We start from the raw sequence: 23235 nt of genomic DNA on the forward strand, positions 1-23235 counted from the left end.
ACAGGTCTAGGTGGATGGGAATCTTTTTCTTAAAAATAAAAACACAAAAATCTAGATACAAGTCGTCTAAATGTAAAATAAAAAAGCCTGTAGAGAAAAAAACATATACTTTCTCTACAAGCTGAACAGGCGTAGGCCTGTTTTTTTTGTTCGATTTTTTAGAAGGTATTAACTTTTCATGTCATTTATCAACACAAAGGAGATGTAAAACAGAGTTCTGCGTCCACAATAAGATCATCCGTTCTTGAAGTCTTATCTTGCCGGCTTTCTTCTCAGAAAACTAAGCCCCGCAGATTGAAAGGTTCGTTTTTTATGATAGGTGTGATCGGCTTCAATCAGAGCACCTGCAATTTTTTTCGCCAGTTTCATGACGGTGTTGAGGCGGGTATTTTGCAAGACAACAAATTCCATATGCCCTGCCAAATTTACAATTCCGGTGATAAAAACATCCCCAACTTCCGGAAGTTGCTTGTTTACTCCCGCGCCAGGTTTGACGGGGCCTTTGCCAACCTTGATTTCCCCGACGCTTGCAAGGCGTCCGAGACAGGCATCAACCCCAATAATGAAGGGCCTTTTATAAGTTCTATTCACCTTTTTTAATATATCTTTCAAATTCATGGCATGAACGGGGTTTTCCAATGTTCCGTATACATGAAAAGCTTTCATTCCCGCTTCATCCAAGAAAGACCCAATTAAGGGTCCAAGGGAATCACCGGTTGACCGGTCTGTCCCGATACAAATAACGACTACGGGCTGATACAACCGGGAGGGAAGAAGGTCTTCAAGTGCTTGAGATAAATGAAATATTGCATTCTGGTCCTCCACATGTACAATCGTGTCCAATTGATTTTCTTGTTCCACCCCAATCCCCCATTTCATTCGTGATCTTCGCCCGAAGCCGGCAGTTCAAAACAATTTGCACTTTTTGTCTGTGTTAACCAGTATACGAATCTTTCCCACTTTCTATACATGTTCAAACCCATAAATGATGAGATTGGCAAGGATCAAGATTTATTGGTAAAATAAGAACGAATTTTAGTACCGGGTCGGGTGATTATGTTGGAAGAGCAGCTTCAGGAAACTGTGGAAAACACAAACATCTTTATAGAAAAACTGACCAACCCTGAATTATGGATCAATATCGGGTGGATTGCTGTAAAAATCCTCCTGATTATTATTTTGTCAGGCATCATCATTCGTGTGGGAAAAGCCGCCATTGAGAGAGTATTTAAAAGAAGAAGGAGAACTCCTTTGCAGTTTTCTGAACGGCGGGAAGCTACACTTGTTAAGCTGCTGCAAAATATTTTGGCGTATACAGTATATTTCATGGCCATTATCATGATTCTGTCTGCGTTAACGATCAATGTTACAGGAATTTTGGCTGGTGCAGGTATTTTGGGTTTGGCCGTTGGTTTTGGTGCTCAAAACCTTGTCAAAGATATCATTGGCGGCTTCTTTATTATTTTTGAAGATCAGTTTTCTGTAGGGGATTATGTTGCGATTGGACAATATGAAGGAACCGTAGAGGAAATAGGTTTGCGGACAACGAAGATACTGGGCTGGACAGGGGAGTTATACATTATTCAGAACGGAAACATAACAGAAGTAACAAACTATTCTTTGCATAACAGTGTAGCCGTTGTGGATGTACTCCTTGGATACCAGGCGGATTTAAAAAGAGTGGAAACCATTATAGAAAATCTTCTTGAAACACTCCCGGAAAAGTACGAACAGATCGTGGACAAGCCAAAGATCATGGGCGTACAGCAATTGGGTGCCTCTGAAGTCATGTTGAGGGTCATTGCGGAGACATTGCCTGTTCAACATTGGTTCATTGCAAGGGAAATGAGAAAGTTGATCAAAATGGAACTGGATGCTCATCAGGTAGAAGTCCCATACCAGCGCATTGTCATGATGACAGGAAACGAACACCAGCCAGGTGATCATTTTGGTGACCGACAAGGGGGATAAAAGTGGAGAAAAAAGAGTTTAACCTTCATGACGTTGTTGAAATGAAAAAACCGCATCCATGCGGAACAAACCGCTGGAGGATTATTCGAATGGGAATGGATATCCGTATGAAATGCGAAGGGTGCGGCCACAGCGTCATGCTGCCGCGCAGGGAATTCACGAGAAAAATGAAAAAAATTTTAGAGAAGCACGAGGAGTAGTTCGTGCTTTTTTTTTCTGAGAAAACTAAGCAATTTTTACAATTTTGATCATTAAAAAGCCGCTTCTTGTAAGCCAATAGCCTGGCTTCAAGGTTTGTTCGTGCCTGAAAGCGGCTTGCGCTTTTGTTCCCGACTCTCTATAATTAGGAATGGATTGGGGACAGAGTCTGTCCCAGTAAAGAGGAGTGACCGAAATGGCCCTAACAGCAGGGATCGTTGGATTGCCAAACGTGGGCAAGTCCACCTTATTTAACGCAATAACCAAAGCAGGAGCGGAAGCGGCGAACTATCCATTCTGTACGATTGACCCAAATGTAGGGATCGTGGAAGTGCCTGATCATCGTCTTCAGAAATTAACCGAACTTGTCAAGCCGAAGAAGACAGTACCAACGGCTTTTGAATTTACCGATATTGCAGGAATCGTAAAAGGAGCCAGCAAAGGGGAAGGACTCGGGAACAAATTTCTATCACATATTCGCCAAGTGGATGCCATTTGTCATGTGGTCCGTTGTTTCGCGGATGGTGATATTACGCATGTGTCAGGAAAAGTGGATCCAATTGATGATATTGAGACGATCAACCTTGAGTTGATATTGGCTGACTTGGAGACAGTTGATAAAAGGATCGGCCGTGTAGAAAAAATGGCCAAGCAAAAAGATCAAGAGGCTATGGCAGAATTTGAAGTTCTAAGCAAATTGAAAGCTGCTTTTGAATCGGACATGCCCGCGAGATCGATTGAATTTTCGGATGACCAGCAAAAGATCGTAAAACATCTTCATTTGCTGACAAGTAAGCCTGTGCTGTATGTAGCGAATGTCGCTGAAGAGGATGTAGCAGATCCATCCAGCAACGAATTTGTGAAGCAAGTCATGAATTATGCGGAAAAAGACAATGCGGAAGTCATTGTCATCAGTGCAAGAATTGAAGAAGAGATTGCCGTTTTGGATGATGATGAAAAAGCGATGTTTTTGGAAGAACTGGGAATTGAAGAATCAGGACTGGATCAGCTCATTCGTGCTGCCTATGACCTGCTGGGATTGGCGACCTATTTTACTGCAGGAGAGCAAGAAGTCCGAGCCTGGACCTTTAAAAAAGGAATGAAGGCTCCACAATGTGCCGGAATCATTCATACCGATTTTGAAAAAGGATTTATCCGGGCAGAAACCGTTTCTTATGAAGATCTGCTGAATGCCGGTTCTATGGCAGCAGCCCGGGAAGCGGGGAAGGTCCGCCTGGAAGGAAAAGAGTATGCAGTACAAGATGGGGACGTCATTCATTTTCGGTTTAACGTATAAAAAAGTGAGAAAAAAGTCTGTAAACGTTGTGTTTGCAGGCTTTTTTTATTTAGGGGAAGAAGATTTTGACAAGTATTGGGTATCAACCGAAACAGTAATGAAGGAAATTAGTGAAAGAACAGCGAAATGTAGAGTATATATGGTGTATGCTGAACGAAATTAAGGAGGAGACGCTGTTGAGGGAAACAGTCATAGTGGAAGCTGTCAGAACTCCTGTAGGCAAGAGAAATGGTGTCCTAAGAGATACTCGTCCGGATGAGCTGCTGGCAATGGTTTTAAAAGAGCTGACAAAAAGAGCAAAGCTAGATCCTATCCATGTAGAGGATGTCATTGCCGGGTGTGTCACACAAACAAGCGAGCAGTCCAATGATATAGCCAGACTGGCTGCTCTCATTGCAGGATTTCCAATAACGGTTCCAGGCGTCACGTTAGATAGGCAATGCGGTTCAAGCCTTCAGGCTATTCATTTTGGCTCACAGGCGATCATGAGCGGAGATATGGATATAGTGATCGCTTGCGGAGTGGAAAGCATGTCCCGTGTTCCCATGTTTTCAAATATACAGGGAGCCCAACATAGCAAACAATTGACAGCCCAATATGACATCATCCACCAGGGGGTGTCCGCCGAACGAATTGCGGACCTATGGAGATTTTCAAGAGAAGATTTAGACCGCTTCTCTTTGTCGAGTCATCAAAAAGCGGTGAGGGCGATCAAGGAAGGCCGGTTTGACCGTGAAATAATGGCAATTCACACGGAAAATGGACCGATTACAACAGATGAAGGACCAAGAGAAGATACATCAATGGAAAAATTAGCTGCGTTAACACCTCCATTTGTAAAAAATGGAAAAATAACGGCAGGAAATGCAAGTCAACTCAGTGATGGGGCTGCAGCGGTCTTACTGATGTCTCGTGAAAAGGCAGAGGAATTAGGTTTAAAACCGCGATTTCGTATCCTTGCCCGTACTGTCGTTGGATCAGATCCCACTCTAATGTTGACGGGACCTGTGGCTGCAACAGAAAAGGCGTTAAAGAAGGCGCAATTGAACCTTGAAGATATTGATTTATTTGAAATCAATGAAGCTTTTGCCTCTGTTCCTCTCCATTGGCTGAAAGAAACAGGCGCAAACCCGGACAATTTAAACGTAAACGGAGGCGCCATCGCTTTGGGACATCCGTTGGGAGCTACCGGAGCGAGAATAATGACTACTTTAACCCACGAACTTGAAAGGCAAAATAAGAAGTTTGGGTTGATGGCCATTTGTGAAGGTTTCGGCATGGCCAATGCTACAATCATTGAAAAGCTGACATCTTGATTAATGAATGCATAAAAGCCCCCTTTTCCAGAAAAGATATAAAAGACTCTAGAAAAGGGGGTAAGTTGATGAACACACTGAGAAGAATAGCTTTGGCTTTAACCATCATTGGAGCGATAAACTGGGGGTTAATCGGTTTATTCAATTTTAACCTGGTGGCAGCTTTATTTGGCGAGGGTGGATTGGCACGGTTGATTTATTCCCTAGTAGGACTGAGCGGCCTCATTTGCCTGTCTTATTTCTTTGAACAAAAAACTGCAGAGAATAACAACCAATTTACAAGTCCCGTTCAAGATGAAACAGAATTGCGGCCAAATTACGCTACAGAGTTTGCTGAAGAACCGGATCTTGACCTGGCTTATAATCCCTCCAGAGAAGAATATGATAAAGAAAAAGAATAAATTGAGAAAAACCAAGCATACCGAGTGTCTGCTTGGTTTTTCATTGTAATGACTTGACTAAGATCAGCCCCTCTGGATAATCCGGCAGCTAAAACTCTTATATTAACATTCTTCATCCATTTTTCCCGGGCGAGGCCTCCACAAATTATACCAGTAAGAATCATGTAGAAATAACTCACCATCTTTTAAAAATATACAGTTGAAATATAGGAACGAATGTTCTATAATGGAAAAAGCGGCTTTAGTTCTTTCGCAATGAAAGAATTGTATTTGTGATCTATCGACTTTTATGATATAATTTTACTCTGTGAGTAATGAAAGTTGCTCCTTGCCCTTTATTTTCATTAAGGGCCGCACAGACCATAAGGAGGTGGATTATTGATGAGAAAGTACGAAATTATGTACATCATTCGCCCAAACATTGAGGAAGAAGCGAAGCAGGCTTTAATTGAGCGCTTCGATAACGTTCTTACATCTCAAGGGGCAGAGATCATCGAATCAAAGGATTGGGGCAAGCGCCGCTTGGCTTATGAAATCGAGGATTTCCGTGAAGGATTTTACCACTTGATTCAAACGAATGCCAATCCTGAGGCAGTTCAAGAATTTGATCGTCTCGTTAAAATTAACGATGATATCATTCGTCATATCGTTGTAAAAGAAGAAGATAAATAATACAAAAAATGTTTCACGTGAAACAATACGGTAAATCGGGAAGGGGTTGATTCTGATGATGAACCGAGTAGTATTAGTCGGCCGATTGACTAAAGATCCAGACTTGCGCTACACTCCGAATGGAGTTCCGGTTGCAAACTTTACCTTGGCTGTAAACCGGACGTTTACGAATCAGCAAGGGGAGCGGGAAGCTGACTTCATCAACTGTGTGGTTTGGCGCCGCCAGGCAGAAAATGTCGCCAACTACTTGAAAAAAGGGAGTTTGGCAGGGGTGGACGGCCGACTGCAAACCCGCAGCTATGATGACCAGGACGGAAAACGAGTGTATGTAACTGAAGTAGTTGCAGACAATGTTCAGTTTTTGGAACCTAGAAGTGCAGCTTCACAGGATCGCGGAAACTTTGGCGAAAGTCCTTTTGGCGAAGGCCAAAGAAATCAAGGTTCCTCATATGGTGACCAAAGAAATCAGGGCTATACTCGGACAGATGAAGACCCATTCTCCAATGATGGACAACCGATTGACATCTCAGATGACGATCTTCCATTTTAATTGTTAAATAAAGGAGGGTTTTTATTATGGCAGGACGCAGAGGCGGACGTAAACGCCGGAAAGTATGTTACTTTACCGCGAACGGAATCACACACATTGATTATAAGGACGTAGATCTTCTTAAGAAATTCATCTCTGAGCGTGGGAAAATTCTTCCGCGCCGTGTGACAGGAACAAGTGCTAAGTATCAGCGTAAATTGACTGTAGCCATCAAACGTGCTCGTCAAATGGCACTTCTTCCATTTGTTTCAGGTGAATAATAGAAAAAAAGCAGTGAGGAATGATAAAGTCCTTGCTGCTTTTTTCATTGTTTGGTGAATGTTGAGAGTGTCTGGCTTTAAGCGCCATCGGACTGAAATCCGCCTGAAATACTGCTCCCTGATCAAAAACCGCTTTTGAGCTCGCAGACATGCTTCCACCTTATCATTTTCTTAGTCCTCACAAGACTTATCGGGCATTTTTTGTTAAAATATACAGGTATAGATTGAATGAGGTGAAAAAGTGAAAAATACCCGAATGCTTACGGAAGGGGCCTTAATGCTGGCTGTTTTTACCGTACTATTACTCCTTACAGTTTATGTACCCATGGCAATGCTGGCTACACAGTTTTTCTTAATTCTTCCCTTCCTGCTGTACAGCTCTAAATATCCTATAAAAAACTCTATCGTTTTAATCGTTGGAGCTATTTTTATGTCGATGATCATTGGGACGATTCTATCGGTGCCTATTGCCATTTTGTATGGAACCACAGGTACAATGATGGGATATTGCATTCGGTCGGGGAAAAGTAAAGTAGTTGCTTACATAGCTTCCAGCCTCGTATTTCTGGCCAATGTGGTTTTGTTTTATATTGTGGCGGCTCAATTATTCAGCATGAACTTTTTGGATGAATTGGCAAAAATCTTCTCCGCTTCGGCGGAGCAATATTCCGGAATTATGCGGTCACTGGGACAAACACCTGATCCGAACATGGAACAGCAGCTTCAAGATATGATCGGAATGATGAAGACACTGGCTCCGAGCCTTTTATTGGGCGGTGCATTTGTTTCTGTTATATTGTTTATGGTCATTAATTTTCCCATTATTAAAAGGTTTGGTGTAGAAGTACCGGCATTTCCACCGTTTCGGACTATCACCTTTCCAAAAAGCATCTTGTGGTACTATTTAATTACGTTAATCGTTTCGCTTTTTATTCAAATGGAGGAAGGAACGTTCTTATACATGGCGATCGTAAATGCTGCGTATATATTACAAATTCTACTTTTCATTCAGGGGCTTGCTTTTATCTATTACTACAGCCATAAAAAAAGCTGGTCAAAAGCAATACCTATTACAGCCACGGTCATGACACTTTTATTGCCATTGTTTTTTTCACTTGTCCGGTTATTGGGTATAATCGATATAGGTTTTGATTTAAGAAAGCGATTGGCAAATAAATGATGAAAGTTTAAATTTGTGTAAAGGGAGCTGAAAGGATGCCGCCGTATATAAATAGACTGAAGAGCCTTCCTCCTTTTTTCGGAATTGTGGCTTTGAGCGCCATTCTTCTTGTGTTCATCAGTTTTCGATACTGGTGGGCGGGAGCGATAGGAGCTCTCTTGCTCTTGGTTTTTTTGGGGCTGTTCTTTAAAGCTCAAAGGGACCGAATACAGGAGATCGAAGACTATATTTCAACGCTTTCTCACCGGGTTAAAAAGGTTGGAGAGGAAGCCCTGTTGGAAATGCCGATTGGGGTCATGCTGGTGAATGATGACCATATGATTGAGTGGGCAAATCCTTTCATTGTTTCTCGCCTTAATGAAAATACACTGATTGGCCGGTCTTTATTTGATATATCAGAAGCGCTTGTTCCTGCGATCCAGCAGGAGCGGGATAGCGAATTGGTTACATTAAATGAACGGAAGTACCGGGTGGAAATTAAAAGCGAAGAGCGTTTGTTGTATTTTTTTGACGTTACGGATGAAATGGAAATCATGCGGCGTTACCAGGATAACCGCCAAGTCATTGCCACGATCTTAATTGACAACTATGATGACGCCACTCAAGGGATGAATGATCAGATAAAAAGTGAGCTGAACAGTACGGTTACGGCGCTGTTGAATAAATGGGCGCTCGATCATGGCATCTTCTTGAAAAGAGTTTCATCTGACCGGTTTATTGCACTGTTAAACGAAAAAATATTAAGTGATCTGGAAGAGGATAAGTTTTCTATTTTGGATGAGGTGAGAGAGACCACTTCCAAACAGAATCTTCCGCTTACTTTAAGTATCGGTGTGGGGCTTGGAGTTTCAGAATTTCCTGAACTGGGAGCCCTCTCACAGTCTAGCCTGGATTTGGCATTGGGACGCGGCGGGGACCAGGTGGCGATGAAGCTGCCAAATGGAAAAATGAAATTTTATGGCGGGAAAACCAATCCAATGGAAAAAAGAACCCGGGTCCGTGCCCGTGTCATTTCCCATGCATTGAAAGATCTGATTGTGGGAAGCGACAAGGTCATTGTCATGGGACACAAGTTTCCTGACCTGGATGCCATTGGTTCAGCTATTGGAATCCGAAAAGCTGCTGAAATGAACGATGTAGAAGGGTATATCGTTATTGATTTCAATGAAATCGACAATAGCGTCAAACGGCTTATGAACGAATTGAAGAAGGAACCCGATCTGTACGCCAGATTCATCTCTCCGGAAGGTGCAATGGAAATTGTCACAGAGGATACCCTGCTGGTTGTTGTAGATACTCATAAACCTTCTTTAGTCATTGATGAAAAACTATTAAATAAAACAGATCGCGTGGTCGTGATTGACCATCATCGCAGAAGTGAAGATTTTATTAACAAACCGCTTTTGGTTTATATGGAACCGTACGCTTCATCTACTTCTGAATTGGTAACTGAATTGCTTGAATATCAGCCTAAGGGCAAGAAACTCAATATACTTGAAGCAACTGCACTTTTATCCGGAATAATCGTAGATACAAAGAGCTTTACATTGCGGACGGGATCACGGACATTTGATGCCGCCTCTTATTTAAGGGCCCGTGGTGCGGACACCATACTTGTCCAAAGCTTTATGAAAGAGGATATTGGTTCTTATGTAAAAAGGGCCAAGCTGATTGAAACGATGGAGTTTTATGGAAATGGCGCAGCTATTGCTACCGGTGACGAAGATGTAATCTATCATTCGGTCATGATTGCCCAGGCGGCAGATACGCTTTTGACAATGGACGGCGTTTCAGCATCCTTTGTTGTTTCTAAACGGGCGGAAGACGTCGTAGGAATCAGTGCCCGGTCACTTGGCAAAATCAATGTACAAATCATTATGGAACAGCTCGGGGGCGGCGGCCACTTAACGAATGCAGCAACCCAGTTAAAGGATGTGACCGTAGTGGAGGCAGAGCTACAGCTGCGGCAAGTGCTGGATGAATACTTTGAAGGAGGTCAATCATCGTGAAGGTGATTTTTTTGAAAGATGTAAAAGGAAGAGGAAAAAAAGGGGAAGTCAAAGATGTGGCTGTTGGATATGCCCAAAACTTTCTTTTTAAACAAGGTTTGGCGGTAGAGGCGACACCCGGGAACCTGGCTAACTTGAAAAATCAGCAAAAGAAAGAGAAAAAGCTCGAAGAACAAGCCCTTCAAGAGGCAAAAAATTTAAAAGAAAAAATGGAAAAACTGACGGTAGAAATTAAAGCGAAATCCGGAGAAGGCGGCAGGTTATTTGGTTCCATCACGAATAAGCAAGTGGCGGATGAGTTGAAAAAGAAACATGATATTAAAATAGATCGCCGGAAAATTGAAATGGATCAGCCGATCCGTTCACTTGGTGTGACAAAGGTGCCCGTCAAGCTTCACTCCGAAGTATCCGCTACCCTCCATGTTCATGTAGTAGAACAAAAATAATATATTTCTATGGATCAATTCATGATAGAATAGAATAAATGATAACCATGTGATCTGGTCTAGGCCGGTCACATTTTTTATGTGTTGGCTATACGAATGGGGGTGACCTGTACATTGAATGAGTTGATGGTGGACCGGACACCGCCGCAAAATATTGAAGCGGAACAAGCGGTGCTTGGGGCTATTTTTCTTGATCCTGCCGCTCTTATCCTCGCCTCTGAAATTTTATTGCCCGAAGATTTTTACCGCAGTGCCCATCAGAAGATATTTGAGGTCATGCTTCATTTGAGTGAAACGGGAGAGGCCATTGATTTGGTCACCGTCACAGAACAGCTGGCTGCCGCTAAGCAGCTGGAGGATGTGGGCGGTGTATCCTACTTAAGTGAACTTTCGGTATCCGTACCGACTGCGGCTAATGTCGGCTACTATGCGAAAATCGTCGAAGAAAAGGCATTGCTCCGCAAGCTGATCCGAACAGCTACAGATATCGCGACAGAAGGGTATGCGCGTGAAGGCGAAGTGGAGTCACTTCTGGATGAAGCTGAAAAAAGCATCATGGAAGTGGCCCAGCGGAAAAATACAGGTGCCTTTCAAAATATAAAAGATATTCTGGTTCGTACGTATGACAATATCGAGATGCTTCACAACCATAAAGGTGAAGTGACAGGGATCCCGACTGGATTTTCAGAGCTGGACCGAATGACCGCTGGTTTTCAACGGAATGATCTGATCATCGTTGCAGCCCGGCCATCCGTGGGTAAAACTGCTTTTGCTCTGAATATTGCCCAGAATGTGGGAACGAAAACAGAAGAAAACGTAGCGATTTTCAGTTTGGAAATGGGAGCAGAGCAGCTGGTTATGAGGATGCTCTGCGCTGAAGGTAATATCGATTCCCAAAATCTACGGACGGGAGCCCTGACAGATGAAGATTGGCGGAAACTTACCATGGCCATGGGAAGTCTATCAAATTCAGGCATTTATATCGATGATACACCGGGAATCCGAGTCAGTGAAATCCGCTCGAAATGCCGACGTTTAAAACAGGAGAGCGGACTGGGAATGATCTTGATTGATTACTTGCAGCTTATCCAGGGGAGCGGCAGCTCCAAGGAAAACCGCCAGCAGGAAGTTTCCGAAATCTCCCGTTCCCTTAAGGCGCTTGCGCGTGAACTGGAAGTTCCGGTTATCGCCTTATCCCAGCTATCCAGGGGTGTCGAGCAGCGGCAGGATAAAAGGCCAATGATGTCAGATATCCGTGAATCCGGGTCCATTGAACAGGATGCAGATATTGTGGCTTTCCTGTACCGTGATGACTACTATGACAAAGAAACAGAAAACAAAAATATCATTGAAATTATTATTGCCAAGCAGAGGAACGGCCCAACAGGCACAGTGCAGCTTGCTTTTGTAAAAGAATATAATAAATTCGTTAATCTTGAGCGAAGATTTGACGAAGCGGATGCTCCGCCAGGGGCATAAGTCTAAAAGCACCTCCTACTTTAGAGGTGTTTTTTTTTCTGCCTAAAACAACAAAGATCTTCCCTCGTATAGATCCATATGAGGGAGGATACCGATTTGAAAAAAGTTTTATGGATGATTGCAGGAAATTCTTTTATGGCTGTGTGGGCATTGGTAGTTGGTATTTGGTATATATACGATACATTCAAGAGGGATGATCCAGAATTTGTCTTGGGGCTGATCAATGACCGGAAAAAAGATAAAAATATGGCGCTGACAACACAAATTAATGGGAAACGGATCACAGATGTCATTGGCGACTCTCCGCTTCCGTTAGCCAGTACCATGAAAATCATTGTTGCCATTGAATGCGCACAGCAGGCAGCCGCAGGAACAATCCATCCGGATCAACAAGTGAGTTTTGAAAGAGTTGGAGAAATATTATGTACCACAAACGGATGGGGAGCGCATGAGGCATGGATAGATTCCTTAGAAGACAAAGAACAGGTATCTGTCAGTGAAATTGCCAATGGCATGATGACTTTAGTTCAAATGCAAATACAGATTATCTGATCAAACGTCTTGGCTTGGACAATGTAAAGCAAGTTTTAGCCGAAACAGGCATGAACCGATATATCCTATTGGCGGCGGAATGCTCGTATCTTTTTATTTGATGGAGGAACAACATCTGTCAAAGGAAGAAGCATGGGAGAATATGACCCTCGGAGAGTATCGGCAAAAAGCAATAGAAATATTTGAAACATGGGATGAAATGCCCTTGGCATCTAATCAAAAGCAGACGGCGGCAGATACTTTGGATGTGAAGTTCCAAAGAATATGGTCAGATCGTCTGCCAAGAGGAACTGCGCAAGATTATGTTTCACTATTGGAAAAGCTGAATAGAAAGGAATTTTTTTCAAAAGAAATTTATACTTACTTGGATCCGATTCTGGAACAGTCGATGTATAACCCCAAAAATCAAGAGTGGCTCTATCATGGAGGACAAAAAGGCGGATCAACCGCATTGGTCTTAACACTGGCCATGTATGTACAAGATAAGGAAGGCAATCAAACGGAAATTGCTTTTTTCTCAAATGATCTGAACAGATTTGAACACATGCTGCCGACAAGGAAAATCAATAGTTTTCAACTTAAAATATTAACCGATCCCACTTTTCGTTCTAGAATTGAAAAGGAATGGGGATTATAGAAATCCTGTTAATTTACCAAGTTTTTAGGTTATAATATAAAGGGAACAAGATAACGCTAAAAGCGAACGAATTTATTTTGTAAGGGCTTTAATGTTCGCTTTTTCTTGACGCGTGATGATTGCGCTGATAGAATAGATATGTTTGTTCTATAATAGGGTTCCTTTAGGGACTTGCGGAGGTGCTTTTTGCATGTCATCAGTAGTAGTAGTCGGTACGCAATGGGGAGACGAAGGAAAAGGGAAAATCACTGATTTTCTATCTGAAAACGCAGAAGTGATTGCTCGGTACCAAGGGGGCAACAATGCCGGTCATACCATTCAATTTAATCAGGTTACATATAAACTGCATTTGATTCCTTCCGGAATTTTTTATAAAGATAAAACGAGTGTAATCGGAAACGGGATGGTTGTAGATCCCAAGGCACTTGTTCAAGAACTTGAGTATTTACACGGACACAACATTTCAACAGATAACTTGCGGATCAGCAACAGAGCCCATGTGATCCTGCCTTACCATCTGAAAATTGATGAGGTCGAAGAAGAGCGGAAAGGCGCCAACAAGATCGGTACAACGAAAAAAGGGATTGGCCCTGCATATATGGATAAAGCAGCCCGTATCGGTATCCGGATTGCCGATTTATTGGACCGTGAAGTGTTCGAGGAAAAACTGACACGCAATCTTCAGGAGAAGAACCGGCTGCTTGAGCGTTTTTATGAGACAGAAGGCTTCGAGCTGGAAGATATTTTGGAAGAGTATTATGAATACGGCCAGCAGTTTAAGGAATATGTGTGTGATACATCGGTTGTCTTGAACGATGCATTGGATGAAGGGAAACGGGTTTTATTTGAGGGAGCGCAAGGCGTAATGCTCGACATCGACCAGGGAACCTATCCCTTTGTCACTTCTTCCAATCCGGTTGCCGGGGGAGTCACGATCGGGTCCGGTGTAGGACCGACGAAAATTGACCATGTTGTGGGTGTATGTAAAGCATATACATCCCGTGTGGGAGATGGTCCATTCCCAACTGAATTGAACGATGAGATTGGTGACCAAATCCGTGAAGTCGGCCGTGAATACGGAACAACAACAGGCCGTCCGCGCCGTGTCGGCTGGTTTGACAGTGTGGTCGTGCGTCACGCCCGCAGGGTCAGCGGACTGACGGATCTATCATTGAACTCCATTGATGTCTTGACAGGCCTGGAAACTGTAAAAATTTGTACAGCGTACGATTATAAAGGAACGTTAATCAAGGAATATCCAGCTAATTTGAATATTCTAAAGGATTGTAAGCCTGTATATGAAGAGCTTCCAGGCTGGACGGAAGACATCACCGGATGCAAAACATTGGATGAATTGCCTGCCAATGCGCGTCATTACCTGGAGCGTGTATCGCAATTGACAGGCGTGCCGATCTCTATTTTCTCAGTTGGTCCTGACCGTTCACAGACGAATGTTGTTCGGAGTGTGTGGAGATAAAACATTGATTGATTGCAGCTGAGAGGTAAAGAGCGGGAATACCCTTAAATAAAGGACACAGAGTTTGCGGACTCTGTGTCTTTTTGTTTGCAGAATACTGTTTTGAAAATTTCATTCCCGATCAGGAAGGCTTGTTGCTCGTTTGGTAACGTAAGTGGGTGAAACGTTCCCGATCAATAATCCTCATAAAAAAAGCCAGCTATTAAAGCTGGACCTTCATTCTTTATTTAACAATTAAAACAGGGCAGTTGACTCGTTTCATGACTTTATGGCTCACACTGCCAAGAACCATCTCCTGTAACTTATTTAACCCACGGCTGCCGATGACAACCATGTCAAAATCTCCTTGATTAGCAAATTCTACAATCGCAGGACCGGGGTCTCCATGAAGAATATGAGTTTGATAGGATATCCCTTTGGCTTCCAGCAATTCCTCTGCAGGCCGGAGCCTCTTTCTTCGGATCATGGCCAAATCTTCTCTATTTTTAGTATGCAGCACTTCGCTTTTAGTTTTGGCAAAGTCGGCGACCAGTACAATATCCACGATTGAGCGGGTTAACAATGCCAATTTTATTGCTTCTTTTGCAGCTCTGAGGGAATGCTCTGAACCGTCGATCGCCAGTAACATTCGATTACTCATAAATAACCCCCTTGAATATGTGCTAACTTACCAGCTTGGCGTCATTGTAAACAGCCAATCGGTCTACAATTTTCTTGCTGGAAGAATTCAATCCTGTAATATGAACTGTATTATGATTTTCCCGCAATTTCAAGACGACTTTGTCTACTGCGCCCACGGCCGAATCATCCCAGATATGGGCGTTTGCAAAGTCAATGGTGATGGTCGAGTCTTTTAATGAGAAATCAAATGATTCTACGAAACTCTCAACGGAAGCAAAAAACAACTGTCCATGCACCTCAAAAGTCAAACGGTCTTGCTTAATGTTCTCTTTAACCTTGATCTTGGAAATCTTCGAAACAAAGAAAATTGCACTTAAGACCACGCCGGCAATAACCCCTTTTGATAAGTCGTTTGTGGCCAGTACAATGGCGACTGTAACCAGCATGACTGCTGCATCACTCTTGGGAGCTTTCACAATATACTTAAAGGAAGACCAATCAAATGTTCCGATGGATACCATAATCATAATTCCCGCAAGGACCGGCATGGGGATTTGGACGACAAGGTCCCCCAGAACGATAATGAGGAACATAAGGAAAACCCCTGCAACAAATGTGGACAATCTTCCGCGTCCGCCAGACTTCACGTTAATAACCGATTGGCCGATCATGGCACAGCCGGCCATACCGCCAAAAAAACCTGTTACGATATTGGCAATTCCCTGTCCTCTAGATTCTTTGTTCTTATCGCTGTCCGTTCCTGTCATATCATCAACAATTGAAGAGGTTAATAAGGATTCCAGCAATCCGACAATCGCCAGAGCGAAGGAATATGGGAATATAATGGCTAATGTTTCAAAATTAAACGGCACATCCGGGATAAAAAACTCCGGCAATGACCTTGTAATGTTACCTAAATCTCCGACTGTCCGCATGTCCATATTGGCATAGATGGCTGCACTTGTTAAAAGCACGATGGCAATCAACGGTGCAGGTATGGCTTTCACAAACCTTGGAACAATGTACACAATAGCGAGGGTGAGCGCGACAAATAGATAAGTCGTATTGGATATTCCCAAAAAATGCGGCACTTGAGCCATAAAAATCAGGATGGCCAAGGAGTTAACAAAACCGATCATTACTGCTCTAGGAATAAATTTCATCAGCTTGGCGATTTTAAAAATACCAAACAGCAGCTGAATGATTCCTGTTAAAACCGTTGCAGCCAATAAATAATTTAACCCATGGTCTCTCACTAATGGCACCATCAGCAAGGCCATGGCGCCGGTTGCTGCTGAAATCATGGCCGGCCGGCCGCCGACAAAGGAAATAATTACCGCAATACAAAAAGATGCATACAGGCCAACCATCGGGTCGACCCCGGCTATAATGGAAAATGCAATGGCTTCGGGAATGAGAGCAAGTGCAACAACGATCCCTGCCAAAATATCTGCTCGGATATTTGAAAACCATTCTTTCTTTATTCTTTCGGTCACTCTATCTTTCTCCTTTTCTATATAGTAAAATAATTGATTGGCATTAAGAAAAAACAACACAAGCTACAGTCTAACATCATTCGTCCCAAAAAGGAACCATTTAGGGAAGAAAAACCATTATTTTTTGTGGTAAGATATAAAAAGCAAGAATGAAATGAGGAGAACGTACATGTTGATTGGGTATGTCCGACCCCTGCAGGAAGATCCAACCTGCGAAGATCAGTTAAAAAAACTTGCTCACTGCGACCGTATCGCCAGAGAAGAACATGCCTCAGCCAAACGAAGAGTTCAACTGAGTGACATGATTGACCATCTCCAAAAAGGGGATCAGGTGGTGGTGGCCAAGCTGTATGTGTTGGCAGACTCTACCCGCCATTTGGTGGAACTCCTGGATGTTATAGACCAAAAGGGTGCCGTCCTCCAGTCCATTCGTGAAGAAATCAACACAAACGATGTGCAAGGATATTCATTTCGCACCATTGTCAAGCACATGGTGGAATTCCAAAGTGATGTAATCAGTGAAAGAACAAAAAAGGGACTGAACAGAGCAAAACAAAAGGGGATCTCAACAGGACGGCCGAGAAAGCCGGATGAAAATGTCCAAAAAGCAATCGAAATGTATCAAAGCAAACAATACAGCTTGAACGAAATCAGGGAACAGACTGGCATAAGCAAATCAACTCTTTACCGATACTTGGAGAACTAACATAGAATCCTTCTTTTTTCCTGTGTGGGCCACTTTGTTAGGAAAAAGGAAGGATTTTTCTCATCTTCGTACAAAGCTATGATGAATAGAGACTGTGTGGAAAGGAAGACGGTTGTGAAAAAAACATTATGGATGTTATTCATTTGCAGCTTCCTGGCTGCCGGCTGCGGTAAGGCTGAAGATGTACAAAAAGAAAAGGCCAAATCCCAAGAAGAGGGAGCCAATGCCAAGCAGGAGGGGGAAACAAAAGAGGCATGGTGGGAAAGAGATCCGGAATTTTATGAACCTCAAGATCTGCCTAGGGATTTGACGGAAAATGAACAGTATTTAATGAGGATGCCCGGTGAATTCAGCGGGGATCAATATGATGGGCAAGCGGCCGTTCAAAAATTAAAAGATCTGCCTACTGACCTGACAGCTGAGCAATATGCCGAAGCCATTTTAAAATTGACCGCTGAGGATTATCATGAAGAAGTGCAAAAGCTGATCAAATTTGATCCTGCAGTTGAAGCATCAGGCGAACGTCCCGATGAGGAAATAGAGGAGCCGGCCATGGGCGGCGTTCACTACGCAATATTATTGGATGCGAGCGGCAGCATGAATGCGCAGAACAAGAGCGGTACCCGAATGGAAGAAGCGAAAAGTGCCATAATGAGTTTTATCGATGTCCTGCCAAAGGAAAGTACAGTATCACTTCGTGTTTATGGACATGAAGGGACCGGCAGCGATGAGGATCAGGCGCGTTCCTGCATATCTACAGAAACCATCTATAATGGCGGCAAAGAACCTGATGACATCCAGTCTGCCTTGAAAGAAGTGAAGCCCGCAGGCTGGACACCGATTGGAAAGGCGATTGCTGAAACACGCAACGACATACCTGAAGATGCAGGTTCTGCTGTTATTTATGTCGTCAGCGATGGGATTGAAACCTGTGATGGGGACCCGGTGAAAGAAGCAAAGGAACTGGCTGCAGAAGGAGTCAAACCGATTATTAACATCATTGGCTTTCAGATAGACAATGAAGCACAGAAGATGCTCCAAGAAGTAGCCAAAGCCGGAAACGGAGAATTTACACTTGCCAACTCCAGGCAGGATGTGGAGAAATACTGGCAGGAAGAGTATCAGCGGCTGATGGATGCCTGGGAAGAATGGAAAAATGAAAGCTTAAAAGAGGTACATAACCAACAGCAGGAGCTGCTGAAGGAAGCACAAGACCTGGGCCAGTCCATTATGGATAAGTCCCAGACAGAGTTCCAGCGTGCTGAGGACCTGCAGCAAGCCCTTTCCCAAGAAGGAATTCAAGATGAGTATGATCTGACAAACAAAGTGTGGAGTATACTCTATGACCGCCAGCAAAAAATTTGGAGATACGGGTATGATACAGGAAATGAAAAATGGCGGGAAGCCTACGACGGCGGAAACAAAGTGTGGAGAGAAATTTATGATGAAGGCAATCATAAGTGGCAGGAATACTATCATAAAAAATATTGACAGGCATACAATGAGAATAATCACAGGATAGCGCTTTCAATTTTAAACAATCTGTGACAATTGTGAAAAACAGGTTTAAATGGCTGGAAAACCGTGTCGATACTTGTTGCACATGAAAAATGTGTATGATAATATTTTAGACATTACATCATATTTCAAAAAGCATTGCGACGACATAGCCTCTCGCAGTGCTTTTTTATTTTTAACATTTCCTCTGACGAGGAACCGGCGCTGCCGGCCTTGCAGGAAGCGGGGCAGCCCTATGTTACCTCAAAGCGCCAGTCTTCTATATTTCTAGTGTCCAGCTTTAAGTCTATTACTTAGCACACTTTGTCCCCAGCACTTTCAGGGCATATATAGTCGAAGCAGCGAACTTGCCATATTCCGGGAAGCTCCCCTTACACTATAGCTGAAGCCGGCTGCTTAGAAAAGCTGCCTTTTCGGGAACTGACTTTGCCTGTGTTGGCCGCAGTGCCTGTCCGCTTTTATTAATCAAGAGAGATTGGTCCGGCTCATCAGGAGCCTGCTTGGACCAATCCTTTTTTTATGCTAAAATAGGGAGATTGAGAGATTAAAAATAAACGCAGTTCAATATATTAGATATGTAATTGAAATGGGAGGAGAAGGGCTGTGGAAAAGAAAATCCTTGTAGTGGATGACGAGAAGCCGATTGCAGATATTCTTCAGTTTAACTTAAAGAAAGAGGGATTCTCTGTTCAATGTGCTTACGATGGTGATGAGGCCTTGAATCTCGTTGAAGAAATGCAGCCTGACATGGTGCTGCTGGATATTATGCTTCCCAACCGTGACGGCATGGAAGTATGCCGAGAAATCCGCAAAAAACACGAAATGCCGATTATTATGCTGACAGCCAAGGACTCAGAAATTGATAAGGTGCTAGGACTTGAGTTAGGTGCGGATGATTATGTTACGAAGCCTTTCAGCACAAGGGAATTGATTGCCCGGGTCAAGGCAAATTTACGCCGCCATGCGCAAATTTCAGATCAAATGACCGATGAAGAAAATGATGAAATAACAATTGGTTCGCTGACCATTCATCCAAACGCGTATGTTGTATCCAAGAATGGAGAAACGATTGAACTGACACACCGTGAATTTGAGCTTCTCCATTACTTGGCAAAGCACAGCGGCCAAGTGATGACCCGTGAACATTTGCTCCAGACGGTATGGGGTTATGATTATTTTGGGGATGTCAGGACGGTGGATGTAACGGTACGCCGTCTCAGAGAAAAAATAGAAGACAATCCGAGCCATCCTGCGTGGATTGTTACGAGAAGAGGAGTAGGCTACTATTTACGCGTACCTGAACAGGAGTAGTCCTTTATGCAAAAATTAGGTTTTTTTCGATCGATCCATGTAAAATTTGTCACGGTCTATTTATTGCTTATTTTATTGGCAATGCAAATCATAGGAGTCTACTTCGTAAACAAACTGGAAGAACAGCTTATCCAGAATTTCAAGCAGTCTATTGAAGGAAGACTCCCCTTGCTCGAATACAGCTTAGTCGAAGAAATGATGAAAGACCGCGCGGACGAAACCGTTCCTCCGCTTGAAGATGAAGTAAGGAAGCTCCTTATGGACTTCTCGGCCCAGGATATATCAGAAGTCCGCGTCATTAACAACAGAAGCATCATCGTTGGATCATCGGAACGAAGCAATCAAAGTATCGTCGGTCAGAAAACAACCGATGTCATGGTCAAAAGGATTTTGGCCGGCGGAAAAAAAGAAGATAAGATTTTTATCGATAAACAGTCAGGGGACCGCGTGTGGATTTTAGCGGCTCCTATTAAGATTGGCGGGGAAGTTGCAGGGTCCATATATCTTGTCGCAAAGATAGAAACGGTTTTTGAACAGCTGGAAGACATTAATCAAATCTTTATGACCGGTACATTAATCGCCATGTGTATTACTGCTGTCCTCGGTATCCTTGTGGCCAGGACAATCACAAGACCGATTACCGATATGAAAAGGCAGGCAGTGGCGATGGCAAAAGGAAATTTTTCAAGAAAAGTCCATGTTTACGGTGATGATGAAATTGGACAGCTGGCCTATTCGTTTAATCATTTGACGAAAAAGCTCCAGGAAGCACAGGCAATGACTGAAGGGGAGAGGCGCAAGCTATCTTCTGTCCTTTCTAATATGACGGACGGCGTGATTGCGACAGATCGGAAAGGAAGAGTCATTCTCATCAATGAGCAGGCATCCAAAATGTTGAGTGTTTCACGTGAAACAGTAATTTCCCAGCCTGTAACAGAAATGCTTTTGCTCGATGACCATTATACGTTTGATGATTTGCTCGATCAGCAGGAACCTATTCTTTTGGACTACAGCACAAAGGATTCAGCTTTTATTTTACGCGCCAATTTCTCGGTAATCCAAAGGGATACAGGATTTGTGAACGGGCTGATTGTTGTGCTCCATGATGTTACCGAAGAGGAAAAAATCGAAGCGGAACGCAGGGAGTTTGTAGCGAATGTATCTCATGAGCTGCGAACGCCTCTTACAACAATGCGCAGCTATCTGGAAGCATTGGCTGAGGGGGCTATTCAGGATAAAGAGCTGGCTCCGCGTTTTCTGGATGTTACCCAAAATGAGACGGAGCGAATGATCCGGCTTGTAAATGACCTTTTAAAACTGTCCAAAATGGACAGCAAGGACTATGAAATCAATAAGACTTGGGTAGATTTTGTCACTTTCTTCAATGATATCATCGACCGTTTTGAGATGATCAAAGAAAGTCACATCGTCTTTAAGAGAATTCTGCCGAAAGAGGCTATTTTCATCCAGATAGACGAAGATAAATTAACCCAAGTGATTGATAATATCATTTCCAATGCACTGAAATATTCGCCTGAAGGCGGTCGGGTAACTTTTAAGGTGAAAGTTTTAGACGGGCAGATTGAAGTCAGCATCAGCGACCAGGGGCTGGGGATTCCGAAAGAAAATCTCGAAAGAGTATTTGAACGTTTTTATAGGGTGGATAAGGCCCGAACAAGACGACTGGGGGGGACCGGACTCGGACTGGCTATTGCAAAAGAGATGATAGGTGCCCATGGAGGAGATATTTGGGCAAGAAGCGTAGAAGGAAAAGGGACAACCATTCTCTTTACGCTTCCATATGATTCGGAACAAGAGGATGATTGGTCGTGAAATATGAACGAATCAAATCAGTGCTGCTCGTTTTTTTGGTTATTACAAGTGTGGTACTGACCTGGAACCTGTGGATATTCCAACCGACCTATGAATTTGATGATGAAAAAAATGTACACGAAGTGTCCATCTCCGATCCTAAAGATGTTGGTGATGTAATCAGGCCATTCAAACTACTCCTTCATGTAGACGGAGATCACTTTGGCATTGTGGATGAAAAATCAGTGGAAGAAACACTCCATGAACTCAGCAGCTGGACGTTTTATGACTTGGGCGAAGAAAAGGAGTTATCGCGGAACCAAATTCAGGCTCTGTCACAAAATGAAAACTCATTGGAGCTGATATACCCTGATTATATGCCATTTAATGTGTATAAAGGAATTTTGCGCTTTGAAACGGAAACCATTCCGTCCGGCAGTTTTGACCGCTTGATTATTCAATCGGATAACTGGGCGAACGGAGATGGGGTTGCCTTTTTCATTTCGACGGAAGAAGGCAAAGTGTACGAAAGCCATGTGAGTCATGACCATATTCGGGCTCTTTTCAGCCGGCTGGGAGGCGAATTGGATGAAATGCTTTCATTTGAATCATATGAGCTTCCGGACGGAAGGCAGACGTATGTTGCCGCTGAAAAATCAGTGATGTACAAATATAAATATTACGCTGATTTTATAGAACCGGATAAGTTTCAAAATGCGTTGTTTAAGGATCCGAGTTATGTAAGAAGAAACGGAAGCCCGGATGGCGAAAAGTACACCGATGGCACCAGTCTCATGAATGTGGATATGACCAGTTACATGATTTTTTACATCAACCCGAGCCAGGCGCTGGAGGCAAGAAGCAACCCCTTTGACCCGGACCTGTTAAAGAAAAGCATAGAGTTTATTAATGAGCATGCGGGATGGACCGACAATTACAAATATACTGGTGTGGATCCTGCTACACAGAGAACAACGTTCCAGTTGTACTTTAAAGGGTACCCTGTATTTAATAATGAAGGGATGTCTGAAATTAAACTGTTCTGGGGGAAGGAACAAATTTATCAGTACCAACGGCCTTATTTCACCTTGGATATACCGCTGCCGCACCCTGAAAAGGCAAATATGCCATCAGGTAAAGACGTATTGGATTCATTGCTGTCAGATCCGAAAATTGAACAAGGGAAACTGAACATGCTGACACTGGGATACAGGCTGTATGAAGATCCGGAGAACTTGAAGGTTTTCATTCTGGAACCTGCCTGGTATTACCTGTACGACGGCAGTTGGGAACAATATGACAAGGCGGAAACAAGGGGGGAATAAA

General features: G+C 43.2%; 23 protein-coding genes. 20 read left to right on the forward strand and 3 right to left on the reverse strand.

Going from position 1 to position 23235, the window contains the following annotated elements:
• Nucleotides 1-252: 252 nt before the first annotated feature.
• On the reverse strand, nucleotides 253-861 hold the full coding sequence (gene yyaC / locus ACFSCZ_RS04690) for a spore protease YyaC (protein ID WP_380772617.1): 609 nt from the start codon (nucleotides 859-861) through the stop codon (nucleotides 253-255).
• 195 nt (nucleotides 862-1056) lie between these two features.
• Between yyaC and ACFSCZ_RS04695 the strand changes: the two genes are divergently transcribed.
• The 15 genes from ACFSCZ_RS04695 to ACFSCZ_RS04765 all read left to right on the forward strand — a co-directional run bounded on the left by ACFSCZ_RS04695 (nucleotide 1057) and on the right by ACFSCZ_RS04765 (nucleotide 14445).
• On the forward strand, nucleotides 1057-1971 hold the full coding sequence (locus tag ACFSCZ_RS04695; RefSeq protein WP_380772618.1) for a mechanosensitive ion channel family protein: 915 nt from the start codon (nucleotides 1057-1059) through the stop codon (nucleotides 1969-1971).
• A 2-nt stretch (nucleotides 1972-1973) separates the two neighbouring features.
• Entirely contained in the window at nucleotides 1974-2171 is a 198-nt protein-coding gene (locus ACFSCZ_RS04700; RefSeq protein WP_380772619.1) for a DUF951 domain-containing protein, read from the forward strand.
• Between the two features lie 194 nt (nucleotides 2172-2365).
• Entirely contained in the window at nucleotides 2366-3466 is a 1101-nt protein-coding gene (gene ychF, locus ACFSCZ_RS04705; RefSeq protein WP_380772620.1) for a redox-regulated ATPase YchF, read from the forward strand.
• A gap of 176 nt (nucleotides 3467-3642) precedes the next feature.
• A complete protein-coding gene (locus ACFSCZ_RS04710) occupies nucleotides 3643-4782 on the forward strand; it encodes a thiolase family protein (RefSeq protein ID WP_380772621.1) in 1140 nt (379 codons plus the stop codon).
• Nucleotides 4783-4850: 68 nt separating this feature from the next.
• Nucleotides 4851-5183, forward strand: coding sequence for a DUF378 domain-containing protein (locus tag ACFSCZ_RS04715; RefSeq protein ID WP_380772622.1), 333 nt, complete (start codon nucleotides 4851-4853; stop codon nucleotides 5181-5183).
• 381 nt (nucleotides 5184-5564) lie between these two features.
• Nucleotides 5565-5855: a 30S ribosomal protein S6 gene (gene rpsF, locus ACFSCZ_RS04720; protein WP_380772623.1), complete on the forward strand. Its 291-nt coding sequence runs from the start codon at nucleotides 5565-5567 to the stop codon at nucleotides 5853-5855.
• Nucleotides 5856-5910: 55 nt separating this feature from the next.
• Nucleotides 5911-6405, forward strand: coding sequence for a single-stranded DNA-binding protein (gene ssb / locus ACFSCZ_RS04725; protein ID WP_380772624.1), 495 nt, complete (start codon nucleotides 5911-5913; stop codon nucleotides 6403-6405).
• Between the two features lie 26 nt (nucleotides 6406-6431).
• Nucleotides 6432-6665: a 30S ribosomal protein S18 gene (gene rpsR, locus ACFSCZ_RS04730; protein WP_380772625.1), complete on the forward strand. Its 234-nt coding sequence runs from the start codon at nucleotides 6432-6434 to the stop codon at nucleotides 6663-6665.
• Nucleotides 6666-6906: 241 nt separating this feature from the next.
• Nucleotides 6907-7845: a YybS family protein gene (locus tag ACFSCZ_RS04735; RefSeq protein ID WP_380772626.1), complete on the forward strand. Its 939-nt coding sequence runs from the start codon at nucleotides 6907-6909 to the stop codon at nucleotides 7843-7845.
• A 35-nt stretch (nucleotides 7846-7880) separates the two neighbouring features.
• Nucleotides 7881-9854 carry a DHH family phosphoesterase gene (locus ACFSCZ_RS04740; protein ID WP_380772627.1) on the forward strand — a complete coding sequence of 658 codons (1974 nt, stop codon included), beginning with the start codon at nucleotides 7881-7883 and terminating at the stop codon, nucleotides 9852-9854.
• Complete coding sequence (gene rplI, locus ACFSCZ_RS04745; protein WP_380772628.1) at nucleotides 9851-10300, forward strand: 50S ribosomal protein L9; 450 nt, start codon at nucleotides 9851-9853, stop codon at nucleotides 10298-10300. Before ACFSCZ_RS04740 ends, rplI begins: the two co-directional genes overlap by 4 nt.
• A gap of 96 nt (nucleotides 10301-10396) precedes the next feature.
• Entirely contained in the window at nucleotides 10397-11779 is a 1383-nt protein-coding gene (gene dnaB, locus ACFSCZ_RS04750) for a replicative DNA helicase (protein WP_380772705.1), read from the forward strand.
• Between the two features lie 96 nt (nucleotides 11780-11875).
• On the forward strand, nucleotides 11876-12331 hold the full coding sequence (locus tag ACFSCZ_RS04755; protein ID WP_380772629.1) for a serine hydrolase: 456 nt from the start codon (nucleotides 11876-11878) through the stop codon (nucleotides 12329-12331).
• Nucleotides 12332-12410: 79 nt separating this feature from the next.
• Complete coding sequence (locus ACFSCZ_RS04760) at nucleotides 12411-12968, forward strand: hypothetical protein (protein WP_380772630.1); 558 nt, start codon at nucleotides 12411-12413, stop codon at nucleotides 12966-12968.
• A 190-nt stretch (nucleotides 12969-13158) separates the two neighbouring features.
• Entirely contained in the window at nucleotides 13159-14445 is a 1287-nt protein-coding gene (locus ACFSCZ_RS04765) for an adenylosuccinate synthase (protein WP_380772631.1), read from the forward strand.
• A 223-nt stretch (nucleotides 14446-14668) separates the two neighbouring features.
• On the opposite strand, the gene ACFSCZ_RS04770 is transcribed toward ACFSCZ_RS04765, so the two are convergent.
• Together ACFSCZ_RS04770 and ACFSCZ_RS04775 are read right to left on the reverse strand one after the other, a co-directional pair.
• The gene (locus ACFSCZ_RS04770) at nucleotides 14669-15085 is read right to left on the reverse strand and encodes a universal stress protein (RefSeq protein WP_380772632.1); all 417 of its coding nucleotides are present in this window, start codon (nucleotides 15083-15085) and stop codon (nucleotides 14669-14671) included.
• A 22-nt stretch (nucleotides 15086-15107) separates the two neighbouring features.
• The gene (locus tag ACFSCZ_RS04775; protein WP_380772633.1) at nucleotides 15108-16562 is read right to left on the reverse strand and encodes a SulP family inorganic anion transporter; all 1455 of its coding nucleotides are present in this window, start codon (nucleotides 16560-16562) and stop codon (nucleotides 15108-15110) included.
• 169 nt (nucleotides 16563-16731) lie between these two features.
• Here ACFSCZ_RS04775 and ACFSCZ_RS04780 point away from each other — a divergent pair, with 169 nt between their 5' ends.
• The 5 genes from ACFSCZ_RS04780 to ACFSCZ_RS04800 all read left to right on the forward strand — a co-directional run bounded on the left by ACFSCZ_RS04780 (nucleotide 16732) and on the right by ACFSCZ_RS04800 (nucleotide 23234).
• A complete protein-coding gene (locus tag ACFSCZ_RS04780; RefSeq protein ID WP_380772634.1) occupies nucleotides 16732-17268 on the forward strand; it encodes a recombinase family protein in 537 nt (178 codons plus the stop codon).
• A 114-nt stretch (nucleotides 17269-17382) separates the two neighbouring features.
• A complete protein-coding gene (locus tag ACFSCZ_RS04785; protein ID WP_380772635.1) occupies nucleotides 17383-18759 on the forward strand; it encodes a VWA domain-containing protein in 1377 nt (458 codons plus the stop codon).
• Nucleotides 18760-19389: 630 nt separating this feature from the next.
• Complete coding sequence (gene yycF, locus ACFSCZ_RS04790) at nucleotides 19390-20097, forward strand: response regulator YycF (RefSeq protein ID WP_380772637.1); 708 nt, start codon at nucleotides 19390-19392, stop codon at nucleotides 20095-20097.
• A gap of 6 nt (nucleotides 20098-20103) precedes the next feature.
• On the forward strand, nucleotides 20104-21930 hold the full coding sequence (walK, locus tag ACFSCZ_RS04795) for a cell wall metabolism sensor histidine kinase WalK (protein WP_380772638.1): 1827 nt from the start codon (nucleotides 20104-20106) through the stop codon (nucleotides 21928-21930).
• A complete protein-coding gene (locus tag ACFSCZ_RS04800) occupies nucleotides 21927-23234 on the forward strand; it encodes a YycH family regulatory protein (protein WP_380772640.1) in 1308 nt (435 codons plus the stop codon). Before walK ends, ACFSCZ_RS04800 begins: the two co-directional genes overlap by 4 nt.
• Nucleotide 23235 lies beyond the last annotated feature (1 nt).

The organism is Siminovitchia sediminis (genome assembly GCF_042680885.1).
Taxonomy (GTDB): domain Bacteria; phylum Bacillota; class Bacilli; order Bacillales; family Bacillaceae_C; genus Siminovitchia; species Siminovitchia sediminis.